The organism is Cyclobacterium sp. SOCE241, assembly GCF_056867545.1.
On sequence record NZ_CP149779.1, the window covers coordinates 5,227,520 to 5,254,140 of the forward strand.

Annotated in this window: 16 protein-coding genes and 9 pseudogenes; 5 read left to right on the forward strand and 20 right to left on the reverse strand. The window is 39.1% G+C overall.

Annotated features, from left to right (window positions below):
* The first annotated feature begins 123 nt into the window (after window positions 1–123).
* A pseudogene (locus WG932_RS26615) lies at window positions 124–1,004 on the forward strand (sterol desaturase family protein).
* Between the two features lie 634 nt (window positions 1,005–1,638).
* A complete protein-coding gene (locus tag WG932_RS26620) occupies window positions 1,639–2,139 on the forward strand; it encodes a GreA/GreB family elongation factor (protein WP_483085939.1) in 501 nt (166 codons plus the stop codon).
* 61 nt (window positions 2,140–2,200) lie between these two features.
* Here WG932_RS26620 and WG932_RS26625 read toward each other — a convergent pair whose 3' ends face one another.
* The 4 genes and pseudogenes from WG932_RS26625 to WG932_RS26640 all read right to left on the reverse strand — a co-directional run bounded on the left by WG932_RS26625 (window position 2,201) and on the right by WG932_RS26640 (window position 6,239).
* On the reverse strand, window positions 2,201–3,130 hold the full coding sequence (locus tag WG932_RS26625) for a DUF3500 domain-containing protein (protein ID WP_483088726.1): 930 nt from the start codon (window positions 3,128–3,130) through the stop codon (window positions 2,201–2,203).
* A gap of 158 nt (window positions 3,131–3,288) precedes the next feature.
* A complete protein-coding gene (locus WG932_RS26630; protein WP_483085940.1) occupies window positions 3,289–4,458 on the reverse strand; it encodes an FG-GAP and VCBS repeat-containing protein in 1,170 nt (389 codons plus the stop codon).
* Between the two features lie 79 nt (window positions 4,459–4,537).
* Window positions 4,538–5,202, reverse strand: a pseudogene (locus WG932_RS26635) (SDR family oxidoreductase).
* A 197-nt stretch (window positions 5,203–5,399) separates the two neighbouring features.
* Entirely contained in the window at window positions 5,400–6,239 is an 840-nt protein-coding gene (locus WG932_RS26640) for a purine-nucleoside phosphorylase (protein ID WP_483085941.1), read from the reverse strand.
* A gap of 437 nt (window positions 6,240–6,676) precedes the next feature.
* Between WG932_RS26640 and WG932_RS26645 the strand changes: the two are divergent.
* Window positions 6,677–7,200 (forward strand): annotated as a pseudogene (locus WG932_RS26645) (NADPH-dependent FMN reductase).
* A 3-nt stretch (window positions 7,201–7,203) separates the two neighbouring features.
* Here WG932_RS26645 and ftsZ read toward each other — a convergent pair.
* The 16 genes and pseudogenes from ftsZ to WG932_RS26725 all read right to left on the reverse strand — a co-directional run bounded on the left by ftsZ (window position 7,204) and on the right by WG932_RS26725 (window position 23,768).
* Window positions 7,204–8,804: pseudogene (gene ftsZ, locus WG932_RS26650) on the reverse strand (cell division protein FtsZ).
* 50 nt (window positions 8,805–8,854) lie between these two features.
* Window positions 8,855–10,171: a cell division protein FtsA gene (ftsA, locus tag WG932_RS26655; RefSeq protein ID WP_483085942.1), complete on the reverse strand. Its 1,317-nt coding sequence runs from the start codon at window positions 10,169–10,171 to the stop codon at window positions 8,855–8,857.
* 11 nt (window positions 10,172–10,182) lie between these two features.
* The gene (locus tag WG932_RS26660; protein ID WP_483085943.1) at window positions 10,183–10,671 is read right to left on the reverse strand and encodes a cell division protein FtsQ/DivIB; all 489 of its coding nucleotides are present in this window, start codon (window positions 10,669–10,671) and stop codon (window positions 10,183–10,185) included.
* Window positions 10,672–10,685: 14 nt separating this feature from the next.
* Window positions 10,686–10,949, reverse strand: a complete 264-nt coding sequence (locus WG932_RS26665; RefSeq protein WP_483085944.1) for a hypothetical protein — start codon at window positions 10,947–10,949, stop codon at window positions 10,686–10,688.
* Window positions 10,936–12,335 (reverse strand): annotated as a pseudogene (gene murC, locus WG932_RS26670) (UDP-N-acetylmuramate--L-alanine ligase). The gene WG932_RS26665 and the pseudogene murC overlap by 14 nt, the downstream one beginning before the upstream one ends.
* A complete protein-coding gene (gene murG / locus WG932_RS26675) occupies window positions 12,332–13,444 on the reverse strand; it encodes an undecaprenyldiphospho-muramoylpentapeptide beta-N-acetylglucosaminyltransferase (protein ID WP_014020761.1) in 1,113 nt (370 codons plus the stop codon). The pseudogene murC and the gene murG overlap by 4 nt, the downstream one beginning before the upstream one ends.
* 4 nt (window positions 13,445–13,448) lie before the next feature.
* Window positions 13,449–14,617 (reverse strand): annotated as a pseudogene (locus tag WG932_RS26680) (FtsW/RodA/SpoVE family cell cycle protein).
* A gap of 2 nt (window positions 14,618–14,619) precedes the next feature.
* Window positions 14,620–15,783 (reverse strand): UDP-N-acetylmuramoyl-L-alanine--D-glutamate ligase, encoded by a 1,164-nt coding sequence (gene murD / locus WG932_RS26685; protein WP_483085945.1) that lies wholly within the window; start codon window positions 15,781–15,783, stop codon window positions 14,620–14,622.
* 8 nt (window positions 15,784–15,791) lie between these two features.
* Complete coding sequence (locus WG932_RS26690; RefSeq protein ID WP_483085946.1) at window positions 15,792–15,962, reverse strand: hypothetical protein; 171 nt, start codon at window positions 15,960–15,962, stop codon at window positions 15,792–15,794.
* Window positions 15,963–17,172 (reverse strand): annotated as a pseudogene (gene mraY, locus WG932_RS26695) (phospho-N-acetylmuramoyl-pentapeptide-transferase).
* Window position 17,173: 1 nt separating this feature from the next.
* Window positions 17,174–18,640 (reverse strand): UDP-N-acetylmuramoyl-L-alanyl-D-glutamate--2,6-diaminopimelate ligase, encoded by a 1,467-nt coding sequence (locus WG932_RS26700; protein WP_483085947.1) that lies wholly within the window; start codon window positions 18,638–18,640, stop codon window positions 17,174–17,176.
* Window positions 18,637–20,745 carry a penicillin-binding protein gene (locus tag WG932_RS26705; RefSeq protein ID WP_483085948.1) on the reverse strand — a complete coding sequence of 703 codons (2,109 nt, stop codon included), beginning with the start codon at window positions 20,743–20,745 and terminating at the stop codon, window positions 18,637–18,639. Before WG932_RS26705 ends, WG932_RS26700 begins: the two co-directional genes overlap by 4 nt.
* Window positions 20,742–21,026, reverse strand: a complete 285-nt coding sequence (locus WG932_RS26710; protein ID WP_483085949.1) for an FtsL-like putative cell division protein — start codon at window positions 21,024–21,026, stop codon at window positions 20,742–20,744. Before WG932_RS26710 ends, WG932_RS26705 begins: the two co-directional genes overlap by 4 nt.
* Before the next feature lie 97 nt (window positions 21,027–21,123).
* Window positions 21,124–22,029 (reverse strand): 16S rRNA (cytosine(1402)-N(4))-methyltransferase RsmH, encoded by a 906-nt coding sequence (rsmH, locus tag WG932_RS26715; protein WP_014020768.1) that lies wholly within the window; start codon window positions 22,027–22,029, stop codon window positions 21,124–21,126.
* On the reverse strand, window positions 22,022–22,468 hold the full coding sequence (gene mraZ, locus WG932_RS26720; RefSeq protein ID WP_483085950.1) for a division/cell wall cluster transcriptional repressor MraZ: 447 nt from the start codon (window positions 22,466–22,468) through the stop codon (window positions 22,022–22,024). Before mraZ ends, rsmH begins: the two co-directional genes overlap by 8 nt.
* 327 nt (window positions 22,469–22,795) lie before the next feature.
* Window positions 22,796–23,768: pseudogene (locus WG932_RS26725) on the reverse strand (polyprenyl synthetase family protein).
* Window positions 23,769–23,886: 118 nt separating this feature from the next.
* Between WG932_RS26725 and WG932_RS26730 the strand changes: the two are divergent.
* A pseudogene (locus tag WG932_RS26730) lies at window positions 23,887–25,580 on the forward strand (1-acyl-sn-glycerol-3-phosphate acyltransferase).
* Window positions 25,558–26,619, forward strand: coding sequence for an NAD(P)H-dependent glycerol-3-phosphate dehydrogenase (locus WG932_RS26735; protein ID WP_041935142.1), 1,062 nt, complete (start codon window positions 25,558–25,560; stop codon window positions 26,617–26,619). Before WG932_RS26730 ends, WG932_RS26735 begins: the two are co-directional and overlap by 23 nt.
* Window positions 26,620–26,621 lie beyond the last annotated feature (2 nt).

Below are 26,621 nucleotides of genomic sequence, written 5' to 3' on the forward strand. Positions count from 1 at the left end.
AATATTCAATCCCAGTGTAAACCAAAATAAAAACAAATGGGTTGTTAGCATAGAGCAATTTAATTGCCCAAGTGCTGCTTATTCAATGTTAAGCAAAATTTGGGGAGTATTGGAAGTGGAATCATGGATAGATATTTAAAAATTATAGGAGATGCCTATTATGGGTACTTCAATTACTTAGTGAATGAAATCATGTACCCGTCTTGGGGAAATTATTTCTGGTGGTTGGTGGGACTTTCTTTATTCGTTTGGTTATTGGAGTTGATTTTTCCTTGGAGAAAAGGTCAGCCTGCCCTCAGGAAGGATTTTTGGCTAGATGGATTTTATATGTTTTTTAATTTTTTCTTATTCTCATTGATTGCTTTCAACGCTATCTCTAATGTGGCAGTGGAGGCATTCAATGATTTCTTAGGTCTTTTTGGTGTAAAAATGTTGTGGCCATAGAAATTAGCTCCTGGCCTGCTTGGACCCAATTTCTAACCCTCTTCATCGTAGCTGATTTTATACAATGGAATGTGCACAGGCTTTTACATCGAGTGCCAGCCTTTTGGGAGTTTCATAAGGTTCACCACTCGGTGGAGCAAATGGGCTTTGCTGCTCACTTGAGATTTCATTGGATGGAAACAATCCTATACAAAACAGCGCAATACATTCCTCTTGCCATGATAGGTTTCGGGCTGACGGATTTTTTTATAGTTCATATATTTGCTACTGCAATTGGTCACCTAAATCATGCCAATTTAAGAATAACTTATGGGCCATTTAAGTATTTGCTAAACAATCCAATCATGCATATTTGGCACCATGCCAAGGAACTTCCGAAAGGTAGCCATGGTGTTAACTATGGGCTTACATTAAGTGTTTGGGATTATTTATTTGGTACCGCCTACATCCCTCACGAAGGAAGAGATATTCCCCTGGGATTTGATGGTGTAGAGAAATTTCCAAAAACTTTTTGGCAACAAGTAAGCTATCCTTTTAAGAAAAATAAATTGGAAGGGTAATCCTTAAAACCCGATTCTGCAATAGTGTTTTTTTGCTTTTCAGGATGGGTTGTGTTTGATAGAAATTAAGGTGTTTGAGGGTTTTAGCCCAAGGGCGCTTTAGTGAACCAATCTTCCGATAGCTAGAGTAGGAAAAAGAATCGTAGTGGCTGATCTTGAAGGGGTTTTTGGACGATTTAGTAGGTTTATTTCAAAATGGAAGCACTTCCAATGTAAAAATCCCCAATGTCTTTTAAACATCTATAAGGTTGAATACCTGCAATTGGAATAGATTAGGAAATTTAATATTTAACCCCTCAAAACAGCTGCTGTTTATTTGATCCATAAGATTTTTGTCTATTGATAGTAAGCATTCCTGATTTTTGGATAACAAGCAGATATTTTTTCTTAAGACAATAGGTTAGGCTTTCTTTTTGTTTGTTATCACTTAGATTGGCAGGTTTGGCTGTCATGCACGGAGAAAACCTGAACTCAAGTAAAAAATGGACACTTAATAAATAATAATTCTGAACAGGAAAGGAAGTGGGCTTGTGGCAGAAACCTCCATAGGAATTTTCGTAGGGATAAAGTCTTTATGGGTATGGAGCATTGAGACCATAGAGAAGTAAAATGTATGCAATAAACTTAAAAAATTATGAGTAGAGGATTTGTTAAAGAAGATGATCAAGAAGAAATTCCACTGGTTCCCCCTAGAGCTGACTTACCTGCAGGAGTTACAAATTATGTAACGCATGTGGGTATGGAAGAACTCTTGGCGGAGAAGGATAGGCTAATAATCGAAAGAGAGCAATTGGATGTCAATGATGATAAAGAGCGGAGAATTGCATTTAATCATATTAATGCGAAATTGAAATTGTTAAATACGAGAATAAATAATGCCATAACGGTAAATTTAACAAAGCAGCCACCTCATGTTGTGCGGTTTGGAGCAATAGTGACGCTTAAAATTGACCAAGCTATTACAACCAATAAATACCAAATTGTAGGTGTAGATGAAGCTGATGTTTCAAAAGGGAAAATCTCCTTTATTTCCCCAATAGCAAAAATATTAATGGATAAAAAAATTGGAGATAAAGCAATTTTAAAATTGCCTAAAACAGAAAGGGTGTTTGAAATTATGGGTATAGACTATTGAATAAATTATAAAAACCTTTCCTGTTTTTTGGTCTTTCGAATGGTTATGGTTGGTTTATTCTTTACTCAGTAACCTGGCCCATATTATTGTCAAGATGGTCTTGAAGATAATGACTTAAAAGTAGGTCTCCACCGAAGTCATTTTCAAGATCTCGGACAACCGCATGTACATGGTTTGCATTGTTTTGAACATTGTCGTATTCAATCAATAATCCTGCCCCTTGCACACTATAATAATGGGGGTTTCCAATTTCATTTGTTTGAGATCCTGCCCAAGCAAAAGACATGTTTCCCCAACCTGATTTTTCAATTCTATTAAGTAATTTTGATTGATATGCTGCTGTGTATCGAGAAAGGTATACAGCCACCAGTTTCTTGAGTAAGGCCAATTGATTGGGCTGCAATTGATCCCCTTTGATCCCGGGCTGATCTAAAATCTTTGCTTTTCGAGCATTTGAGGTGATTATATCAGCAGGCGCTTTGTCTGAAAAGATGACTTGTTTCTTTTGCAAGTCGTTTAAAGAATGCAATAATTCAAAACCTATATTGGTTTCATCTGCCAATACTTGTCTGTTCATTTGTGGTCCGGCCAAAACGATGCCCGGATTTGATCCCATAAAGGAAGGTGTGGCAGAGGTAATCGTTCCTTCGGCAGAGGAGAAATTCAGAGACAAATGATGTCCCTCTAACCTCCAGCCCCAAGGCTTATCTGAAGAAGGCTTACCGAAAATGCTGAAATGATAGTTCAAAGGATCTCTATAGGTATCATTTTCAGGTCTGTTTTCTACTTCTCGCAATACATTTTCAAGTTCGATGATGGATTCAGCTTTTTCTTGTCCAACGGAACCCAAGGAGGTGCGCATCAAATCTAGTGCATGCTTGGTTTGCGTGGTATTGAAGTCATGAAAAGTTGGCCCCTTTCTTTCTCTGGGAACAAAGTGCCAATTGAAGCGTTCGGTGTGATCAAAAGGAAAACAGGCTTGCTTTTTAATTCGGGATCAAGGCTTTCAATAAACCGATTGGCTACCGAAGACAGGTCTTGGGCTTGACTATTGAGCGTAAAGGACAACAATATTAAAAGGGTGTAATAGATGGATTTCATATTTTAAAGTGTTTGGATCAAACTAAATGGAAACTTATCATTTCGTTTTTAATAACTTTTATTCCAGTAGATTTTTAAATTTTTACTGGCTCTTCCTGAGGCTATTATTTCAGGTTTTCCGTCTCCATCTAAATCTGCGATTTTTAAATCTTCACAAGCCATTCCATTTTTGTCCAGCCAATGTTTTTTCCAGGATCCATCCTCCTGAGGGACCAATATTTTTATGCCCAAATCTCCATCGTCATTGGGTTCTCTCCATCCTACAACAATTTGGTCCATGCCCATATTCAATAGGTCTCCGGTGGCTAAACCATGACCTTGTTTCATGGCTGCCGTAAGAACAGTTCGATTTAAATTCCCTAAAGCAAATGCTTTATCCTCTCCGAGTGTATAAATAGAGAGAGTTGAGCCGTGAAAAGGTTCTATTCCGGCAAGAAATGGTTTGCCTTTGGTATCATGGCCAATGCGTATTTCACCAAAACCATACTCATTAATTAACCAGCCATTATTGCTACCAGGTACCCATTTACCATCTTCAAAGGTTAAGGTTTTGACCCCTTCTTTTCCTCCGATTTGCAATGTCTCTCCATTCTCTCCGGATACAGGATCCATATTATGTGTTACATGCATGCTTTGGTCAATTACCCAGTTTTTCCATTGCCTTCCTTTTTGGTCTGCCTGTTCATAAGCAATGACCTTAACTCCTTTGCCGGCACCACCTTTGTTTCCTTGACCATGCAATGGTAAAACTATAAGATGAAATAAATCATCGGTAGCCTTTACCCATCGCATGCGGTGAACGGTAGGTTCATGGTGCAGTTTAACCGGTTCCCACCCCTGAGTCGGGTCATCTGGTCTGATTAGATAATGCACTGAACCTGACTTTTGTTTGTCCACTGTTTCTCCGGGATTCCATTGTGCGCCAACTGCTACTTCCACCTTTCCGTCCCCATTTATATCTCTTGCAGCTATGCAAACATTGTCAGATTCAGTAAGGTTTTCCACCATGACAAACCTTTTCCAATCGCCATTTCTGTACCAAACAAATTCTTTTTTATCAGCCAGTAAAATATCAGGTTTTCCATCACCATCTACATCACCTATTGCGAGACCATAGCCTATCTCTATATTGCTGTCCAGTGTTTGGGACTCAAATTGTGGTTCCGGAGAATTGTTTATTAAAACAGTTGAAAACAAATAGGTGAGCCAATGTATCATAGTTATCTTTTTTGGGTTACTGTTTCAATAAATTTAATTAAAAAAATGATAAATGGCTAAAATCTATTAAATAAGAATATTAGGTCACTGATTGACCGGTTTTAAGAAATAAACGGATGGCGTCGGCGATTTCTACTTTTCCTTCCAAGATTTCGAAAACCTGTTTTCCATCAATTCCATGATCCAACATGTGAATCAAGACCGCTGCAACATCTGCCCTTGAAATGCTTCCTTTTTCATTGAAAATATCTGCTACTTTTATTTTGCCAGTGTAGGGGCCGTCGGTTAAACTTCCTGGTCTAACAATGGCATAAGGAAGGTTGGTGGCTTTAAGGTATTCATCCGCTGCTTTTTTGCCAATAGATAATGTTGCATGGTCTCATCAGCCTTTTCGGCATTTTCTGCTCCTCTTGAACTTAACATGACAAACTTTCTTATACCGTGTTTGATGGAATAATCCACACTTTTAATGGCTCCCTGCTTGTCTACTAAATCCGTCTTATCTTTTCCTGTTTTTGAACCGGACCCGGCTGCAAAAATCACCTTGTCAATATTTTGGAGGGCGTGTTCAAAGTTCTCTTCAAGATCAGCAATGACAGTAGATATGCCTTTGCTTTCAAAATAATTCTCTTGTGATTTTTCACGAATCATGGCTACAGGGGAATAATCTGAATGATTTGCAAGATTTTCGGATAATATCCTGCCAATGTTGCCATTTGCTCCAATAATCAATACTTTTTCCATAGTTATTTATAGTTTATTTGGAGACCGTCCAATAACTGTTCCAATCCTACCAAATATTTAGGAAGTGGGGCAAGACATGCAAAAAAAACTATTATTTATTTCTTCGAAAAGGGCCCTAAAAAAATTAGCTCCTGTATATAAGGTATGGTATGAATCAAAAATAATCGTTAATTATTACAAAGGTTATAATAAGTCGGTTAGATTTTTTTTACTAATTCCAGAATGATTTTCCGCATTAAAGGTTCTGCTTTTGCTGCTGCCTGAAGAATATCCGAAAGGGTAATTTTTTTAATGTTCCCAGGTGTGCATAGGTCCGTAATTGCCGAAAGGGCAAAGATTTTCATGCCTGATTGAACAGCAACGATTACTTCGGGAATAGTGCTCATTCCCACTGCATCAGCACCGATTGTTCTGAGGTATCTGTATTCAGCGGGAGTTTCTAAATTAGGACCTTGTACTCCTGCATAAACCCCTCTTCGCAGTGTTGAATGGGTCTTGTGATCTACTTGTAAGGCCCGTGAAATCATTTCTTTACTGTAGGCCTCGCTCATATCTGGAAAACGGTCTCCAAACGCTTGTTCATGCTTTCCTCTCAGTGGGTTTTCCGGAAAGAGATCAATGTGGTCTTCTAAAACCATCACATCCCCAATATTAAATTCGGGATTCAATCCACCTGAAGCATTGGATACAAACAAATACCGGACACCTATTCTTTTCATTACTCTAATTGGAAAGGTTACTTCTTTCATTGTATAACCTTCATAGTAATGAAACCTACCTTCCATAGCCAGCACAAGCTTTCCTCCAAATCTACCAAGAATTAACTTTCCTTTATGAGAAGTTACAGTGGAGGTTGGGAAATTCGGGATTTCTACATAGGGGATTTCTTTGAGTATCTCTATGTCATTGAGTAATCCACCCAAACCAGTTCCTAATATGATGCCTATATCCGGTTTGTTACCTAAAAATCCTTCTAAGAAAGTTGCTGACTCTCTGATTTTGTCTGAATAATTGGTTTCAATACCTTTGTTCTGCATAATTTGTAAATGATGAGGAGGTGAAGTTGAAAAACTACGAAGGTAAATATAGTCATATGCTTTCAATGTTTCATTTTGAAAAATTGAAATTTAAATAATAGTGTTCCTTTTATCCCACTTATATAGATGGATTTCCTGAGTTTTTTCGAGGAGTTTTGAGTTTCTGAGAAATTAAGCCTGTTTGAAGATTTCAACACAGCAGCGTTATGGAAGTAGTTGATTTTAAAAGGGTTTTAGCACTTTGTAGATTGTCTATGAAATATTTAGGATTTAAAGCCCAATTAAGAAAAAGAAAAGATTTTTGGCTGCTATATTTATTTTGCCTCCAAGGGATAGGCAAAACCTATGCTTTATCTTGATTTTGCATCCAAAATAAAACAGGGGAATCAGAAACTTTATGAGGGACTCAATTGTAGTATTGTATTAAATTAGCTTGTATGATTAAAATTATTGTCGGAACCAATCGTAAGAATGCGATTTCCGGTATCATTGCCAAAATTTATCAGCAACTTTTGGATCAGCATGGTGCCAAAGGAGAGATTGTCAGCCTCGCAGACCTACCTGAAGACTTTGTTTTCACAGCTTTGTATGAACACAATGGTAAAAATAAAGGCTTCAATAACATCCACAATCAAATTAAAAGTGGTGATAAGTTTGTTTTTATTGTGCCGGAATACAATGGTTCATTTCCCGGCATTCTAAAGTCATTTATTGATGGAATGACCTATCCAAATAGCTTTAGTTCAAAAAATGTGCCTTGGTTGGTATTTCTTCAGGTATCGGAGGGGGTGGCATTGCACTCAGCCACCTTACCGATATCTTCAATTACCTGGGTATGCATGTACTGGCCAATAAAATAAAATTGGCCAAGATAGAGGAAAATATGTCAAACGAACATGTAACCAACAGGTTATATATGACTTTATTAAATGAGCAAGCAAAAATGTTGATTGACTTTTAAAAGTCAATCAACATTGTCATGCAAAAACCTGTTATTGCTGATGATTTCATTGTCATCATTCAAGTTAAATTTTGAAATACTTCTTTCAGAACTGTGCTGCACCTCCTGAAGCTTCACCTTTTTCCTAAGGTAGGCTGGCACCTCTATTTTTTCCTTAAATTCTTCCGGAGTTTGGTTTACAGACCGCATATGCCTTAATTTTTCAAATCTATCGTGCGCTCGTTTAAGGGCTTTTGCCTTAATTTGCTCAAAATAGTCAGATTGATTAATCGTTTGTGTATCCGGTTGTTTGGCTTCTTCTTGTTTGGGTTCGGGCTTGTCAAATAAAGACAATACTTTCTTTGGCTCAGCTTTTGGCTGAGGACTTATGTATTCAAATTCCTCAGAATCTTCAGTTTCTGCGGTATCCATTCTTGGTTTTTCATTGGCAGGATTTTCTGTTACCTGATTGACCACAGGTTCTTTTATTTGTGGTGGCTCCTGTGCCGATACAGTAGATTGCTGAACAGTAAAGGTTACGGATTGTCCTGGTGTTGTGCTTTCTTCTTCTTTTGAAGTTTTACCGGATTCCAAATCGATTACCTTTTTGGTCTCGCTGTCATCTTTTTTATTGCTATTGACTTTATCGGCTAGTGAATTGGTTTCGAAACCCGTAGCAATGACTGTAACCCTAATTCCTTTCTTAAGGTCTTGGTCAATGCCTTGACCAAATATCACATCTGCCATATCTCCAGCACGTTCTTGGATGTACTCAGTGATTTCCACAAGCTCGTCCATAGACAATTCTTCTTCTTCTCCTGACATGATGGAAAGTAGAATTTTTTCTGCTCCTTTGATGTCCACATTGTTGAGTAATGGAGAAGAAATTGCTTTTTCAGCAGCTTTGATAGCTCTGCCTTCTCCTTCTTCCATGGCTGAGCCCATTACTGCAGCTCCGGCATCTTTCATCACCGTTTTCACATCTTCGAAATCCACGTTAACATCTTGTGTTTCTGTAATGATTTCAGCAATTGATTTTGCGGCAGTACTCAATATATTGTCTGCCTTTCCAAATGCTTGACGAATAGGTAGATTCCCATAAATGTCTCGTAGTTTGTCATTCAGAATTACCAAGACAGTATCACAACTTTCTTTAAGAGCTTCAATTCCTGCTTGAGCCGAAAATGTTTTTTCCTTCCTTCGAAGATAAAAGGTGCAGTGACAATACCTACTGTGAGGATGTCCATGTCCTTTGCAATTTTTGCAATTACCGGAGCCGCTCCTGTTCCGGTACCTCCACCCATACCAGCGGTGATAAATACCATCTTGGTATTGTCTTCAAGTAGTTTTCTGATATCATCCTTGCTTTCCAAAGCAGCATTTTTCCCTCTTTCAGGGTTGGCTCCTGCACCTAATCCTTCGGTCAGGTGAGCCCCTATCTGCAATTTTAAGGGAACCGGACTGCTTTTAAGTGCTTGGGAATCCGTGTTGACTACCACAAATTCCACATCCTTTATCCCCTGATTAAACATGTGATTCACTGCGTTGGAACCACCTCCTCCTACACCGATGACCTTAATGATCGATCGATGGTTTTTCTGAATATCAAATTTATAATCTTTCATGATGCTTGACATTTTTCCTCTTTTGAATACTGTGTTTTTTACTTCTGATATTAATAATTTTCGGAGTCGTCTCCGATATCATCTGTAATGAATCTCTTTAACTTTTTGGTTATTGAACCAAAAATATCACTACCACTTTGGTCTACACGGAAACTTTTCTTTTCTGTAGTAGTTTTTAAGCTCTCTTTTTGTCGGTAGGTGTCTTCTCGATCATCTAGTCCTCTAAAGCCTGCCAATACCAAGCCAACCGTGGTGGCATACATCGGGCTTTTCACATCCTCTACCTTAGATTTACCTAGGTGTTCATTTGGATAGCCAATTCTGGTGTCTAGACCTGTAATGTATTCGAAAAGTGGACCTACACCATGTAATAAAGAGCCTCCTCCGGTCAATACAATTCCGCCGGCTAGTTTCTTGTATACTCCGCTCGTTGCAATCTCAGATTGAACCATTTCAACAATCTCTTCCATTCTTGCTTGGATTATTGAAGCAAGGTTTTTGACCGAGATTTCTTTTGGTGGCCTGTTGCGCAAACCCGGAATAGATACTATTTCATTCGGATTGGCTTCTTCCGCAATGGCTTTGCCAAATTTTGTTTTAAGCAATTCTGCCTGATGTTGCATTACCATGCAACCTTCTTTGATATCTGCGGTAATAATATTTCCTCCAAATGGTATTACTGCGGTATGTCGAATAATATTGTCATAAAATATGGCTACGTCAGTGGTGCCACCTCCAATGTCTACCAGGCAAACTCCAGCTTCTTTATCCATGTCGCTAAGCACAGATAAGGAACTAGCCAAAGGTTCAAGGATCAAAGCTTTGGATTGTAGGCTGGCGCGTTTTACACACCTGTCAATATTGTTAATTGCAGCAGATTGAGCAGTAATAATATGGAAATGAGCTTCCATGCGTGCCCCGGACATACCCACAGGATCCCTGATGCCTTCCTCATAATCTATGGTGTAATCTTGAGGCATTACATGAATAATTTTATTTCCCGGAGGTACCACAATGTTTTCCATGTCATTGGACAACCTTCGTACATCCTCAACTGTTATTTCTTCATCATTAGGACTTCTGATGATTACACCATGGTGAATTGAGCTGCGAATGTGTTGGCCTGCAATTCCCACGATTACTTCTCCTATGTCTACATTAGACATTTCAGAAGCTTCATTTACTGCTTTGGTAATGGCATTGACAGTTTTGTCTATGTTGGTAACGATGCCCCTGATTACGCCATCAGAAACTGCTTTACCCATACCCAACACCTCTAGCTTACCATATTCGTTCTTTCGACCTATAATGGCACATATTTTTGTGGTGCCGATATCCAGTCCTACAATGAGTTTTTCGTTTTCCATAGCGCTAACAATTATTCACAAATAATTTGATCCTTATATTTTACATTTACCCTTGAATAAGTATTCCAACCTTTTTCAGGAAGAATTTTCTTATAATAGGTTTTGATTTTTCTAAATTTTAATTCAATGTCTTCCGGCTTGCCAAATTCAATTACCTGTTTCCCTACTTGCTGGTGCATATTAATATCACCATTGGCAAGTAAATCCAATGCACTGATTTGGGCTGACCAAAATGGGTCTGAACTTATATACCTTATCAATTCCAACAACGGTGTATGTTGAACTGAAAGGTCACCTTCTTTTAGTAATGTCTCAGCTTTTTTACCGGTAAGGATCAAAACCCTAGTCGTGTAATTAGATGAGGTGGGAAGTATTTTTCCTGAGGAACTGATGTAACCATCTGCTGCCATGGGTCGAACAATTCTAGCCATAGGTACATGCTGACTTACTTTTACCATTAAAGTTCCCTTCAAATCTTCATATACTTCCGCCTTTTTCACAAAGGGATGGGCTTCTACCTTTTTTCTACCTCATGAATAGAGACCTTCGTTTTTGAGGCATGGCCAAGTAACCCGGGAAATGCATTGGTCAATAATTCTGCTACCTCTTTTTCATCAACAAAATAGACATCACTTACAGCCTCTACATACACATCCAGATTGGTAAGCGCACGATTTTCTGTTTTATGCTCTGTAAAAGCGATAAACCCTAGTAATGTCATCCCTAACAATATCATTAGGAAGGACTTTTTAAATTTCCATCCCTTATGCTTTATCATTTTTTATCCATTTTTCAATTGGTTTTACCAAACGATCTATATCACCCGCACCGATCGTTACTAAAACTTCAGGCTTGAGCTGTTCCAAATGACTTAATAATTTTTCCTTATCCACCACAGATTTGTTAGGACTTGTTATCCTAGGAAGTAACATTTCTGAAGTTATGCCTTCAATAGGCAGTTCTCTTGCAGGATAAATATCCAATAAGACCACAGTGTCTGCTATGGATAGGCTTTCGGAAAATCCTTCGGCAAAATCTCTTGTTCTGGTAAATAAATGGGGCTGAAATACCGCCGTCACTTTTTTATCCGGATACATGGCCTTGATAGACAGTAAAAAGGCTTTAATCTCTTCCGGATGATGTGCATAATCGTCAATATAGATTATGCGTTCATTCGTGCAAATTTTTTCAAATCTACGTTTCACACCTTTATAGGTGGCAATGCCCTCAATAATTGCTTCTTTTGAAAGTCCATAATTAACGGCTACAGCTATGGCAGCCAAAGCATTTTCAATATTATGGAAGCCCGGAACACTTAATTCGAGGCCGTCAATTCTAATATCTTCGGCCACATAGTCAAAAGAAAAAGTTCCGGTGCCAACCTTGATATTGTCTGCATGAATATTTCCTGAGTTTAAGCTGTATTGGTAGACTTTCGCAGCACCTAAATCTCCGTGACTAATTTTTTGATAAGCATTTTGGTGAATGATTAATTTGCCATCAGGATGTGTAAGCCTGATAAAAGATGCAAAGCCTTCTTTCAATTGTTCTGCATCACCATAAATATCTAAATGGTCAGGGTCAATACTGGTGACAATACTCAAGTCGGGGTGGAGGTGGAGAAAAGATCGGTCAAATTCATCAGCTTCCACCACAACTACCGGAGATTCGGCACTTCCCTCATCATGAAGGATTAGGTTGTTTTTATAGTTTTGCGTAAGCCCTCCCAAAAAGCAGCAGTATTGTGCCCTGAATGCTTAAGCAAATGGGCCACCATGGAAGAAGTCGTGGTTTTACCATGGGTACCTGCTATGGCCACCGATTCCATGTTCCTGGTAATCAATCCCAGCACTGCTGCACGTTTTTTAATTACAAATCCATTGTTACCAAAGAATTTGTACAAGTTACTGCTTTGAGGCACCGCCGGAGTCCATACAATTAATTTGTCTTCTCCTGAAGCCTTAAATGCTTCTGGTAGGCTTTCAACCTCATCTGTATATACAATTTCCATCCCTTCCTCGGATAGTGTTTCAGTAAGGGGTGAAGGAGTTTTGTCATAGCCATACACAGGAACTCCAATATGATTGAACCACCTGGCAATGGCACTCATACCTATTCCTCCTATACCTAGAAAAAAGACGCTATGTAAGTTTTTTAAATTCATTGGATCAATTCTTCCATTACTTTTACAATATCCTTGGCTGCCTCGGGTTTTGCCAAGGTTTTTATGGCTTGAGATAAATGGTCTCGTTTTTCTTGGTTTCCTAGCAATGAATGTACCATGGATCCCAATTGGTCGATTGCTTTATCATCCTTTAAAAGCAAGGCAGCATTTTGAGAAACATAGGCCATGGCATTTTTAGTTTGATGGTCTTCTGCCACATTCGGAGATGGGATAAATATCACTGGTTTTCCTACCAAACTGAGTTCCGATACAGATAAAGCACCGGATCGCGAAATCACCAAATCAGCTGCGGCATATGCCAAATCCATGTGCTTGATAAATTCCAAAGGATAGATTCCTTTAACGCCGGAATCCTTTACTTGCCCTTTTACTTTTTCAAAATAATATTTCCCTGTTTGCCAAAGTACTTGGTAGCCTTTGGTTTCAAAATCTTCCATTGAATGTAGCAAAGCTTGATTGAGTGTTTTGGCACCCAAACTGCCTCCAATAGAAAGGATTACCGGTTGGTCCGGGTTTAGGCCAAAATGAGCTAAAGCTTTAGTCCTTTTATCTGCTATGTCCAAGATGTCCTTTCTTACCGGATTTCCAGTGTACTTTATTTTTGAAGCAGGGAAGTAACGCCCCATTTCAGGATAAGCTACACAGATGGCATTGGCATTCTTGGCCAATAATTTATTGGTTAATCCTGCATAACTATTTTGCTCCTGGATTAAGGTGGGGAGTCCTTTTCGTTGGGCCATAAATAGTACAGGACCACTAGCATACCCTCCAACACCTACTACCAGATGCGGTTTAAAGTTTTTTATCAGTTTTTTAGCTTTTTGTAAACTGCCTAATAATTTAAAAGGAAAGTTTAAGTTCTCTAAAGTGAGTCTTCGCTGGATACCGGCTATTTTTAAGCCTTCTATTCTGTAGCCTGCCTCAGGAACTTTTTGCATTTCCATTCTGCCTTCAGCACCTACAAATAAGACCTCACTTTCAGGATATTTTTCATTCCATGCCTTGGCTATAGCAATGGCAGGATAGATATGCCCCCCGGTCCCTCCTCCGCTTATAATGATTCGATATGTTTCTTCAGCTTTTTTCAATATTTCAAGCTACTTTAACTTTTCTTGGAACCGATTTTTGTTCATTTAAAAAGGCATCTTCATGATCGCCCCTGCTTATACTCAAGATAATACCAAGAGAAATACCTGTGAATATTAATGAGGTTCCCCCATACTCACCATTGGCAATGGTAAACCTGTGATAGGTACCAACCCCACTGCTACCCCCATATTAATCATGGCCTGAATAACCAATGAGAAACTTAAGCCTGCTGATAACAAGCCACCAAAAGGTCTGGTGGAAATGGCAACTACACGCATGCCGCGATAAAGCAAAGCCAGGTAAAGGAAAAGCACAAAACCACCTCCAATCATCCCGTATTCTTCCACAATAATGGCATATATAAAATCAGAATAGGGGTGTGGAAGAATGTTCCTTTGCTCACTATTTCCCGGACCTTTTCCCGAAATGCCTCCAGTGGCAATGGCGATATAAGAATGTTTTGCTTGGAAAGGGATCTCGGCCGGATCGTCATTCATAAATCTTTCAATCCTTGAAAAGAAAACTCCTCCTCTTTGCCCCATTAAAATGGCGGTAGTTAGTACCAAAGCACCCACCATGCATACCACCAATAGGTATTTTAAGGGAACACGGCCAATAAACATTAGCAACAGACATGTGGAAAGTAACATGACTGCCGTAGACATATTGGCAATAGCGATAAGCAAACAAATGATGCCTATCCAAATGATAATTGGAATAAATGTTCCTTTAATATCTGTTATTTTTCGTTGCCTCTTGGCCAGCATGCCTGCTACCGCAGATATTAATGCAAGTTTCGCCAAGTCAGAAGGCTGAAAAGCTTGATTAATAATTGGGACAGTAAGCCACCTGTTCGCCTCGTTAATAGTTGACCCAAAGAGGTAAGTGATCATAAGTAATGGAACACTTACCCAAAGCGCAAAAAGACTCAGCTTTGAGAAATATTTATAGGGAATGTTATGTACTGCCCACATGACCACAATACTGGCGAAAATCAAAGCACTGTGCTTGAAAAGGTAGACTTCTGTATTGCCCCCCATTTTTCTGTAAGCAAGTGAACCTGTAGCTGAATAAACAGCCAAGATGCTGATCAAAGACAATAGCAGGACGATTCCCCAGATTACCGGGTCGCCTTTTAAATTGTCTTCTAGCCAGATTTTTACTTTAGTCATTGCTATTTATTCTTTAATGTAATTACAGCCTCCTTGAACTGATCCCCTCTGTCCTCATAATTCTTAAACAAGTCAAAACTTGCACATGCCGGAGATAAAAGGGCAACATCTCCCTCACTACCATTTTCTAATGACCACTGCACCGCCTCTCTGATGTCTTCTGTGGTTAATATGCAGGGTATTTTTCCGGAAAAAGCAATTTTTAGCTTTTCGTTATCTTTGCCTAAACATATCAGTAGCTTGACATGATCGATTACTTTATCATCCAGAAGCTTATAATCATTTCCTTTATCCACACCACCGGCAATCCAGATGAGTGGTTCCTGAAAAGCTCCAAGAGCAAATGCCGTAGCATCAACATTGGTGCCTTTACTGTCATTGATAAACTTTACTCCATTTATGGTGGCAACCTGTTCCATTCTATGGGCTGCATTGACGAAGTCCTTGAGGGCCGGACCGATTTTTGACATGTCAGCTCCAGCCAATACTACAGTCATTGTGGCTGCAAGAGAATTGATAAAATTATGTTCCCCTTTAAGCACCATTTCATTCGTCGGCCAAGACCAATTAAGTCCATTAATCGCCAGATTCAATTTATTATCTTCAATATATCCCTTAGTTCCATTAAGGTTTTCAAGCCCTATTGGGACAAGCGTAGGATTGCCTTTTTGGCTTTTCATGGCTTCCGAAATATTGCTGTCCGGCTCAAAAAACACAAAATGATCTTGAGCATTCATCCTTTCGGTAAGCTTTATTTTCGCAGCTGCATATTCTTCTAAAGAATAATGGTACCTGTCCAAGTGGTCCGGGCTAATATTCAATAGCACCGCAATGGATGGTTTTAAGTCGATAAAACCTTCAATTTGAAAACTGCTTACTTCTAGTACCCACCAGCTGTGATCTTTCTCCACCAATTGCAAGGCCCAGCTTTGCCCTACATTTCCTCCCAAGCCTACATCCATTCCTGCCCTTTTCATCAAGTGATAGATGAGTAAGGATGTGGTAGTTTTTCCATTGGTTCCTGTAATGGCAATGACTTTTCCTTTTGAAAAGCGATAAGCAAACTCCAATTCATCTATCACAGGGATGCCGGCTTCTACTAACCTTACCACCAAGGGGGCACTATATGGAATACCTGGAGATTTGATGACCGTTTGCGCATCCAATAGAAGGTTTATGCTATGCTGGCCTTCTTCAAAGGCGATGTTTTTTCTTTAAAAGCCTCTTTTTTATTAGCGGCAATCTTACCTGCATCAGACACAAAAACCCTGTGCCCATGCTTATGGGCCAACAAAGCAGCCCCAAAGCCACTTTCACCGGATCCTAAAATAACTGTCTTCTGCATTTACCTTAACTTTAATGTTGCCAATGCCATGATTGCAAACAAGATTCCCAAAATCCAAAACCTAACGGTAATCTTTGCTTCAGGGATATTCATTTTTTGATAGTGGTGATGCAATGGGGACATCAAAAAGACCCTTCTGCCTTCACCAAATTTTTTCTTGTATATTTAAAGTAACCGACCTGAATTATGACTGAAAGTAATTCGATAAGAAAAATTCCACACAATACAGGTAGTAGTAATTCTTTTCTTAAAGTGAGAGATAGCACGGCAATTACCCCACCAATCATAAGGCTTCCGGTGTCTCCCATAAAAACTTGTGCAGGATATGAGTTGTACCATAAAAAGCCCACACATGCTCCTACAAAGGCAGAGCAGAAAATTACCAATTCTCCTGAGTAGGGGATAAACATCACATTTAAGTATTGAGAAAAAGTGACATTTCCACTGATATATGCATATATGGCGATGGTAAGCCCTATTATAGCAGAAGTACCGGCTGCCAAGCCGTCAATACCGTCAGTGATATTGGCTCCATTAGAAACGGCAGTTACCACAAAAATCACAAGAATGATGTACAATATTGGGGTAAAATTGTCTCCCAAGAACCCGAAAACTACATCATAATTGAGCTCATTGTTTTTTAGAAATGGAATGGTCGTTTTCATGGATTTTACATCTTCAAAAGAAGGGGTAGCAACAACTCCTTCTTCAATAGATACACTTTCCTGAAATTCCCTTATCACCACATCTTCATGGAAGTACAAGGTGATGCCAACGATGATCCCTATACTGACCTGACCTACAATCTTAAATTTACCGGCTAAACCTTCTTTGTTTTTTCTAAAGACTTTGATATAATCATCCAAAAATCCAATTCCTCCCAACCAAAGTGTGGTGACCAGCAAAAGGATAATGTATACGTTGTAGATATCAGCAAACAAGAGAGTAGGAATCACAATGGCCGCCATGATCATGATTCCTCCCATGGTTGGAGTGCCCTTTTTTTCCAGTTGGCCCTGAAGCCCAAGTTCTCTAACTGTTTCTCCAATAGATTTTTTCCTATCCAGTCGATAATGGTTTTTCCGAGGGTAATGGTGATTAGCAAGGAAACCAATGCAGCCATGCCCGCCCTGAAGGAGATGTATTTGAATACGCCTGCTCCGGGCAAATCAAAAGTTTGGTCGATATAGTCAAAAAGGTGGTACAGCATCTTAATCCTTGAATAAAAGCTTTAAAAATTCACTTACTATTTTTTTGTCGTCAAAGGGATGTTTCACTCCTTTTATTTCTTGGTAGGTTTCATGACCTTTTCCGGCAATCAGTACTATGTCTCCCGGTTTTGAGAGGTGGCAAGCGGTTTTTATAGCCGATTTTCTGTCTTCCATGGACAATATTTTTCTTTGATCTATGGGACTTAACCCTTTTTCCATTTCATTGATGATCACCATTGGTTCTTCATCTCGAGGATTGTCAGAAGTAAGGATCACCTTCTCACTAAATTTGCATGCAATTTTAGCCATGATGGGTCTTTTACTCTTGTCTCGATTGCCTCCACAGCCTACTACTGTAATTAGGGTCTCAGTTCCGGTTCTCAATTTTTGAATTGTTTTCAAAACATTTTCCAAGGCATCGGGTGTATGTGCATAATCTACTATGGCGGTGATTCCTCCTTGGACAAAAAGGTCAAATCTACCTACAGCTCCTTTTAGCATAGATAGCTGCCGCAATACTTCTTCTTCATTTTCTCCTAATAGTTGGGCTACCCCCAAAACACCTAAAAGATTATAAGCATTGAATTCTCCTGTTAGCCTAAACCATACTGGTTTTCCTCCCAGATCCATCTCCAATCCTTGAATGGAATTGTCAATGATCCGGGCTTTAAAATCCGCTGGATATTTCAATGCAAATGTGTATTTATTTGCTTTGGTGTTTTGCACCATCACCAAGCCTCTTTTGTCATCTGCATTGACAAGGGCAAAAGCTTCCTTCGGTAACTCGTCAAATAATTTTTTCTTTGCTGAGATATAATGATTAAAGTCACCGTGATAATCTAGATGATCATGGGAGAGGTTGGTAAATAAAGCACCGGCAAATTTCAAACCGGCAGTTCTTTCTTGCACGATGGCATGTGAACTAGCTTCCATAAAGCAATGAGAACAGCCTTCATTAATCATCTCCACTAGCAGTTCATTAATAGCTATAACATCAGGAGTGGTATGGCTCGCAGGAATAATTTTTTCCTTGATTTTATTCTCAACTGTAGAAATTAAACCCGCAGAATAGCCCATTTCTGTATACAATTGATGCAATAAAGTAACTGTGGTTGTTTTTCCGTTGGTGCCTGTGACGGCAACAACTTTTAATTTTTCAGAAGGGTGATCATAAAAGTTGGCAGCCATTAAGCCCAAGGATTTGGCAGCATCAAGCACCTGTACATAGGTGATGTCATCTACCAGTCTTTCCGGTAGTTGCTCACATACTATCGCCTTGGCACCTTTTTCTATTGCCTTTTCTATAAAAGTATGACCATCTACCTGTGTTCCCGGAATGGCAATAAAAACAGCAGCCGGACTCACGTTCCTACTGTCAAATGTCAATTGGGATACCATTACCTCCATATTTCCTTTGGTGGAGACTAGGGAAACTTTGTACAATATGTCCTTTAACTGTTGGCTCAACTCAATGATAATTTTATGATTTGGTCAATTTTGAAGGGAGTGCCTTTGGATAAGGATTGAGTGCTAACTCTTCCTGAACCTGAAAATTCCACTCTCAACCCTTTGTTTTCTAAAATATACAAGGCATCTCTTAATGTCATGCCGGTTACATCAGGTACCAAAGGTTTTTCGACAGTATTCCCGACCCATTGAATGGACTTGTTGGAAATACTCGATTTCACCCAAGTTTCAGATCCTGCATAGTGGTTAGATATACCCATGCTGTTGCAAATCATTTGCAACTCAGCAGCTTTCCCGGCTTTGATATAAGGGAATTCCTCATTGTTTGCCCGGACAATGTTTTCATCCTTGGTTTCAATTTGTTGGATGTTCATGTCTTGGGCATAAATTTTATCTGCAATTTCCTTAAATACCGGCGCTGAAATATCCCCTCCATAGGCATTGAAACCTTTGGGACTGTCAATAACCACAATGGCACTGTATTTAGGTTTTTCTGCAGGAAAATAACCCACAAAAGACGTATAATATTTTTGGGTATACCGGCCATTGATTAATTTCTGTGCAGTTCCCGTTTTTCCTGCAATGGAATATGTGTCCGTAGAAATATTGCTTGCAGTTCCTTTTTCAACCACTCCTTTAAGAAGGTCCTGTAGAGTGTTTATTGTTTTATTGGAGGCGATACTTCTTGTCAGTGTTTCTGTTTCAAATTCTTCTTCAATGCTATTGCCTCTAGAGATTTGTTGCACAATCATTGGCTTTACCATTCTTCCTCCATTGGCAACGGCATTGTATAAAGTAAGTGTTTGCAGCGGTGTTATTTTTATTTCATAACCGATAGACATCCATGGCAAGGTAGTTCCGTACCAATTTTTATCATCAGGGTGCTTGAAATAGGGGATACCCTCACCTTTAAGTTGAAAACCAAGAGGTTTGTCAAGTTTTGCTTTCTCAATATAATCGATAAACCTTTGGGGCTGATGACCAAAATGTTCATCTACCAACTTTGAAATGCCAACATTTGAAGACTTTTCAAATACTTCCCTAATACTCAGCATGCCATAGCCACCGCGCTTGGCATCCCTCATGTATCGGTCATAAAATTTATAACTTCCATTTCCGGTGTCTACACTATCGTTTAAATTGATCTTGCCTTCTTCCAATAATGCCATCATTGATAGCAACTTAAAAGTGGATCCCGGTTCTGTCAATCCTTGCTCTCCTACAGCATAATTGTAATATTCTCCATAGCCGTGAGACTGCTTGTTTTTTTCCAAATTGGCAATGGCCTTAATATGACCTGTGGCTACTTCCATTACAATCACCGAACCAAAGGCAGCATCCTTGTTGATAAGCTGTTTTAAGAGCACAGATTCCGCTACATCTTGGATATTGACATCAAGGGTGGTGACAATATCAAAACCATCTGTAGGTTTGATGTCATCTGCATCATGCAGAGGCTTCCAACTTCCACCGACGATTTTTTGAAACAAAGCTTCCCCATTTCTTCCTTGTAAGTATTCGTTAAAGCTGTATTCCAAACCTGCTCCATATTGATCTTCATTCAAAAAGCCGACTGTTCTTCCGGCTAAATTTTTAAATGGGCGATATCGTTTGTCAATTTTTTCGAATATAACTCCACCTCCCATTCTTCCTTTTTTGAAGATAGGCCACTTGGACATGGTCAATTTTTCTTGGTAGTTTATTTGTCTTCTATTTAGAATCAAATATTTCTTACCATCATTCCGGGCGTCGAGAATCATTCTTTTATAAGCATTCGCTGACCTGTCCTTGTAAAATGCAGCCAAGTTTCTGGAAAGTGAGTCTACACTTGATTTCCAGTCCGGGCTTTTGTCAATGGAAGGATCTAGGGCCACCCTGTAAAATGGAAGGCTCGTAGCCAAAAGACTACCATCTGCACCATAGATATTCCCCCTTGTGGCTTTTACAGGCCGGTATTGCAAGTTGATCTCCTCAGACAACTGAGCCCACTTGTCACCTTCAACAACCTGAATTACACCAATTCTATAAAAAATAGAAATGGCAATAAGTGTTACTGCCAAAAAGGAAAGCCTTACACGGAGCAATATGGATTTTTTTATATTCACTTTTCCAATATTAATTTCTGTGGCGGTTCTTCAATTTCAATAATGCCTAATGGCTGTATTTTTTTTGCTACTTCAGATTGTTTACTTGCAAACATGTATTCCGCTTCCAAAGTAGTAACATCAGCCCGAAGGTCTTCTACTTCTTGTTGAAGCCGATCTATTTTCCGGATGGTATTTTCAGCTTTATAATTACTCCATATATAAGCCATTGCCAGAAAAGAGGCATATAGCAGTGGGAGTACCAATTTAATTGGAACGTTTTCCCCCACAATTGCACTCATGTCAAGCTTTTGCTCAATAAAGGCAAAAGGGTTGAATTTCGATTTTTTTGCTCCCGGGAGGACTTAATCGGTTTTTTAAAAGTATTTCTTCCCATGATCAAAGTTTTTTAGCGATTCTCAACTTGGCACTTCTAGCTCTTTTATTGGTGTCAATCTCTTCTTGTGTTGCGATGATTGGCTTTCTGCTGACCGGTTCAAGGGGTCGGACAGGATTACCATAAAAGTCTTTCTCAAGTTCACCATGAAGTTTTCCTTTGGTGATGATGTTTTTAACCAGACGGTCTTCCAAGGAATGATAACTCATTATTACCAATCTCCCATCTTTTTTTAACAACTTGGTACTTTGTTCCAACATCTCTTCCAACGCAATCATTTCCTGATTAACCTCTATCCGCAATGCCTGGAATACTTGTGCTGAATATTTGGCATATTTTCCTCTCGGAGCATACTTGTCAAGAAGATCTTTAAACTCCGGAATGGAATCAAAAGGGGTATTTGCCCTGGCCGACACAATGGCTCTGGCAAGGGTTTTTGCGTTTTTAATTTCCCCATAAATGCCAAAAATCTTATGAAGAGATTGCTCATCATACGTATTCAATATACTTGCAGCCGACAAATCACCGGACTGACTCATACGCATGTCTAATTTACCCTCAAATCTTGTGGAAAAACCCCTAGAAGGTTCGTCTATTTGGTGAGAAGAAACGCCTAAATCTGCCAAAATTCCATCGACTTTATCTACCCCGTATATTTTTAAGTACCGACGTAAGTCACGAAAGTTTGCCATGACAAAAGTAAAGTTTTCATCATTCGGAGCATTTTTTTCTGCATCAGGATCCTGATCAAAACCATACAAGTGCCCCTTGTCCAGCTTTTCTAAAATTCCACGAGAATGCCCTCCTCCACCAAAGGTCAGGTCTATGTAGATGCCATTGGGGTTAATGTTTAACCCTGAAAGGCATTCCTCAAGCATTACGGGAATATGGTAAGCTGTATTATGCACTTCTACCTAAGAATTTTTTGTTTAAATCACTGAATTTTTCTTCCTCTTTACCCATGAACTCATCATAACATTCCGGGTTCCATATTTCAATCTTTGTACCTATGCCAATCACTATAGCTTCCTTTTCCAATTTAGCATGACGTAACATGGTTTTGCTGATAACAAATCTTCCTGTGGCATCTAATTCAACAGGAGATTCCCTTCTAAAAAAAGATCTCTTGAAAAACCTTACTTCATCATCTGTATCATCAAGACTAGCAAGTTTGCTATGGTCTTTTTTTACTTCGACCATAGGTATCAATTCAAGACATGGCTCCAAACCTTTGCGTAGCATCATTTCCTGACCCAAGGATTCAGGGGTAAACTTCATTTTTGAAGGCAAAACCAACCTGCCCTTGGCATCCAGTTTACACTCAAACTCACCGGTGAATGATGCCATATCTGATCTTCCTGCTAATTGATTACAAAAGTAGTAAATAGCTAAACACTTTTTACCACTTTGCCCCACTTTTTACCACATTGCTATAAAAGTATCCAAAACTAACTAGAAACACAATTATTTTATAAAAAAATAATAGCATGAGAAGGGGCTTGCAATTGGCTATAAATCAGCTGTTAATAGGGGGTTAATCATAGGTTTTATGCAATGTAGGCCAGATTTTGAGGGAGTTTCGACCTTATAAATCGATAGGAATTTTACATGGAGTCAAAGTGGGAGGAATTCCCGTAAGATTTTCGATTATTTAGGATAAAGAGGCTTTAAGCCTTATTTTTTCCTTTCAATGGTATAAGTTACCAGTGTAGCCAAAGAATTTTTGAAGGGAGACTCGGGAAAGTTTTCCAAGAGGGCCAATGCTTCTTGGTAGTAATTGTTCATTATTTTCTGCGCGTATTCAAGCCCACCGGATTTCTTGACAAAATCTATAATTTCGTTGATCGTTCCTTTGTTCTCACTTTTATTCCTGATCTTATAAATTATTTTTTTCTGTCTACCCAAGAAGCATTTTGGAGGGCATAGATAAGGGGTAGAGTCATTTTTTTCTCCTTAATGTCTATGCCAACAGGTTTTCCAACCACATCTTCCCCATAGTCAAAAAGATCATCTTTGATTTGAAAAGCCATGCCTACTTTTTCTCCGAAAAGCCGCATTTTTTCGATGGTTTCCTCAGAGGAACCTGTGGTGGCAGCACCCACAGCACAGCATGAAGCAATAAGGCTGGCTGTTTTTTGACGGATAATGGTATAGTAGACATCTTCTGTAATGTCAAGTTTTCTTGCTTTTGATATTTGCAAAAGTTCGCCTTCGCTCATTTCTTTTACAGCGTTGGAGACAATCTTAAGTAGATCAAAATCACCATTATCAACACTCAAAAGTAGGCCTCTTGATAAGAGGTAATCTCCTACCAAGACAGCAATTTTGTTTTTCCACAGGGCATTGATAGAAAAAATCCTCGTCTATAATTTGCATCGTCCACCACATCATCATGTACCAGAGTGGCTGTATGCAATAACTCAATCAAAGCGGCACCTCGGTAGGTAGATTCTGAAATCGAACCACTCACTCCCGCGGTCAGGAAAACAAACATCGGCCGCATCTGTTTTCCCTTTCTCCGGACGATATACTGAGTAATATGATCCAATAATTTCACCTTACTTTGCATGAAAGTGCGAAATTTCTTTTCAAAATCGGCCATCTCGGTGGCTATCGGGGCTTGTATCTGCTTTAAATCTTGATTCATTTGAGCTTTAGATGTTGCAATAATACAATCTATTCCACCATTGACAAAGCCGGTCAAATGATAATTCTGCAAATGAATTTTATTTTTGGTTATCTTTGATCAACTAAACTGCATAAACTTGACCGACGACTATATCAAACACAAGTATGAACCTATACTTCCGAAGAAGGATGAATGGCCTGTGGTGAAATTAAGTAAAAGCCGCAAAGCATTTATTCACCAGGTGGTGACGTCTAGTGTTAAGAATATTAAGGGGCTTACTGGGAATCAGTTACAGGCAATAAAAGAAGGACTTGAAGTCACTCTTTTTAGAGAAAGGATGAGGATCAAACAAAATTCTTGGGCTGTAGATCCGGAAGACGAAGAGGAGTTTTGGGCAGAAGTAAAGGCTTCTCTCTTGGCCATGGATGCCGAACAACAACTAGATGATCAAAAAAAGAAAGCGAGGTATTATGAAGTGCTTACGCGAATTACAAGCAGGTATGCTGAAGAAATAGCGAGTAATTTTAAACACAGCCATTATAAAATGACGAGAAGGCTGGTGTCCTTTGGTTTCTCCCGATTATTGAATACTTCGAGAGTTAAAGGTTTCAAATCAATATTTAGTAACCAATACAGACTTCAGGATAAAATACAAATTATAGGGGAGACTGATCAAATCAGAGATTTGGCCTCAAAGGGAACGATCGTAATGGTACCTACCCACTTTAGCAATTTAGATAGTATTTTGATTGGGTGGACCATCAGTACCTTGGGATTGCCCCCATTTATCTATGGCGCAGGACTGAACCTCTTTAATATAGGGATATTCGCTTACTTTATGAATGCCTTGGGAGCCTATAAAGTGGACAGGAGAAAAAAGAACCAAATCTACCTTGAAACACTAAAAACTTACTCCAGAGAAGCCATTCAATTTGGTTGTCACAGTCTCTTTTTCCCTGGTGGAACACGTTCACGAAGTGGTAATATTGAATCCAAAGTTAAACTTGGATTGCTTAGTACTGCCATAGAAGCGCAACGGTCCAACTATCAGAAAGGGAATGATGAAAACGGGAAAGTTTTTATTGTACCTGTCACCATCAATTACCATTTTGTCTTAGAAGCCCCAAGTTTAATCAAGGAGCATTTGGACTATACCGGCCAAGAAAGGTATTATAGTGAATCGGATGAATTTTCTACCTCCTACAAAATCTCTAAATTTTTGGTGAAGTTTTTTACCAAAGGGTCAGATATTTCTGTTTCTATAGGCAAAGCCATGGATATATTAGGCAATTATGTAGATTCTGAGGGAAACAGTAGGGATGCACACGGTAGAAGTATCGATTGTAAAGATTATTTTATGCTAGACGGGAAAGTAAATGTGGATTTACAGCGAGAGGAGGAGTATAGCAAAAAATTGGGTACACGAATTGTTGAAGAATTTCACAAAATAAACAGGGTCTTTAGCAGTCATATCGTGGCTTTTACCGCATTCCAATTGCTGAAAAAGAAAACAATAAATTGGACCTTTTTAGCTTGCTTAGACTTCCGGAAGAGGACCTTTATTTACCTTATGATACCTTCAAAGAAGCTTGTTCTCGTGTTCTAGAGAGAATCATGCAACTAAGAGAAGAGGGAGCAGTGCATATGGCACCACACTTAAATAGAAGCTTGGAGGAAATCATTCAGCACGGGTTACAGAATGTAGGAATGTACCATGCAAAGCGACCCTTAAGGAAGAATGAGGAAGGGAATATAGTAACTGAAGATATAAGTTTATTGTATTATTACCATAACAGACTTGATGGATATGAATTGGAAAAAATCATCTGAAAATAAACCGGTAGGGGTTATTGGAATCGGTAGTTTCGGAACGGCAATTTCTAATTTGTTGGCTGAAAAAAATAATGTGTTGGTTTACGCCAGAGATGAGGCAGTAGTGAAAGCCATCAATGAGACACATATGGTAAAAAACAGGAAATTAGCTGAAAGTATTCGTGCGACAACAGATCCTGAGATGATCTGTGATTCATGTGATGTTATGTTTCCAATGATTCCTTCAGCTGCTTTCCGAGAAGTGATGGTAAGGTTTGCCCCTTTTCTTCACCCTTATCATTTTTTAATACATGGCACCAAAGGACTTTCACTTAGTCTTCCTGAAGGTAAAGATTTGGGAAATATCAAAAAAATCAGGCGAAAGAATATTTCGACCATGAGTGAGGTGATTCTGGAAGAGACAGTTGTGGAGAGAATAGGGTGTTTGGCAGGACCCAATTTGGCTAAAGAACTCTTGGAAAACCAGCCGGGAGCCACTGTGATTGCGAGCAGGTATAATGAAGTGATTAGAGAAGGACAGCGCCTATTGCGTTCCGATAATTTTCAAGTTTATGGAAACTCAGACATTGTGGGGGTAGAGCTGTCAGGGGTTTTAAAAAACATCATTGCGATTGCTTCAGGAGCTTTGTCCGGTTTGGGCCTAGGAGATAATGCCAAAGGACTTTTGATCTCTAGAGGAATGGTAGAATTGGTTTACCTAGGTAAGGCGATGGGAGGAAGTACTCAGTCATTTTTAGGTCTTGCAGGTGTTGGTGATTTAGTTACTACTTGTAATTCCACACTTTCGAGAAACTTTACTTTGGGTTATAGGTTGGCCAAAGGAGAAAGACTTACAGATATTGTGGCAGATATGGAGGAGGTTGCGGAAGGTGTAAATACAGTGAAGTTGATAAATTTATTCTTGGAATCCACCGATCTGAGAGCACCAATTACTGAAAATCTTCACAAGGTTTTATTTGAGGATTTGAAGGTAGAAGACGCGCTACAAAACCTTATGAAGATCCCGATCTATACGGATATAGACTTTTTTGATTAAGG

Excerpts from the sequence above, each read along its gene's own strand:
- WG932_RS26620 (WP_483085939.1), top strand. The coding sequence starts at position 1,639 with ATGAGTAGAGGATTTGTTAAAGAAGATGATCAAGAAGAAATTCCACTG.
- WG932_RS26710 (WP_483085949.1), bottom strand. The coding sequence starts at position 21,026 with ATGAGTGCAATTGTGGGGGAAAACGTTCCAATTAAATTGGTACTCCCA.
- WG932_RS26735 (WP_041935142.1), top strand. The coding sequence starts at position 25,558 with ATGAATTGGAAAAAATCATCTGAAAATAAACCGGTAGGGGTTATTGGA.
- ftsA (WP_483085942.1), bottom strand. The coding sequence starts at position 10,171 with ATGGAAAACGAAAAACTCATTGTAGGACTGGATATCGGCACCACAAAA.
- WG932_RS26640 (WP_483085941.1), bottom strand. The coding sequence starts at position 6,239 with ATGCAGAACAAAGGTATTGAAACCAATTATTCAGACAAAATCAGAGAG.
- WG932_RS26630 (WP_483085940.1), bottom strand. The coding sequence starts at position 4,458 with ATGATACATTGGCTCACCTATTTGTTTTCAACTGTTTTAATAAACAAT.
- WG932_RS26665 (WP_483085944.1), bottom strand. The coding sequence starts at position 10,949 with ATGATAAAGCATAAGGGATGGAAATTTAAAAAGTCCTTCCTAATGATA.
- mraZ (WP_483085950.1), bottom strand. The coding sequence starts at position 22,468 with ATGGCATCATTCACCGGTGAGTTTGAGTGTAAACTGGATGCCAAGGGC.
- WG932_RS26690 (WP_483085946.1), bottom strand. The coding sequence starts at position 15,962 with ATGCAGAAGACAGTTATTTTAGGATCCGGTGAAAGTGGCTTTGGGGCT.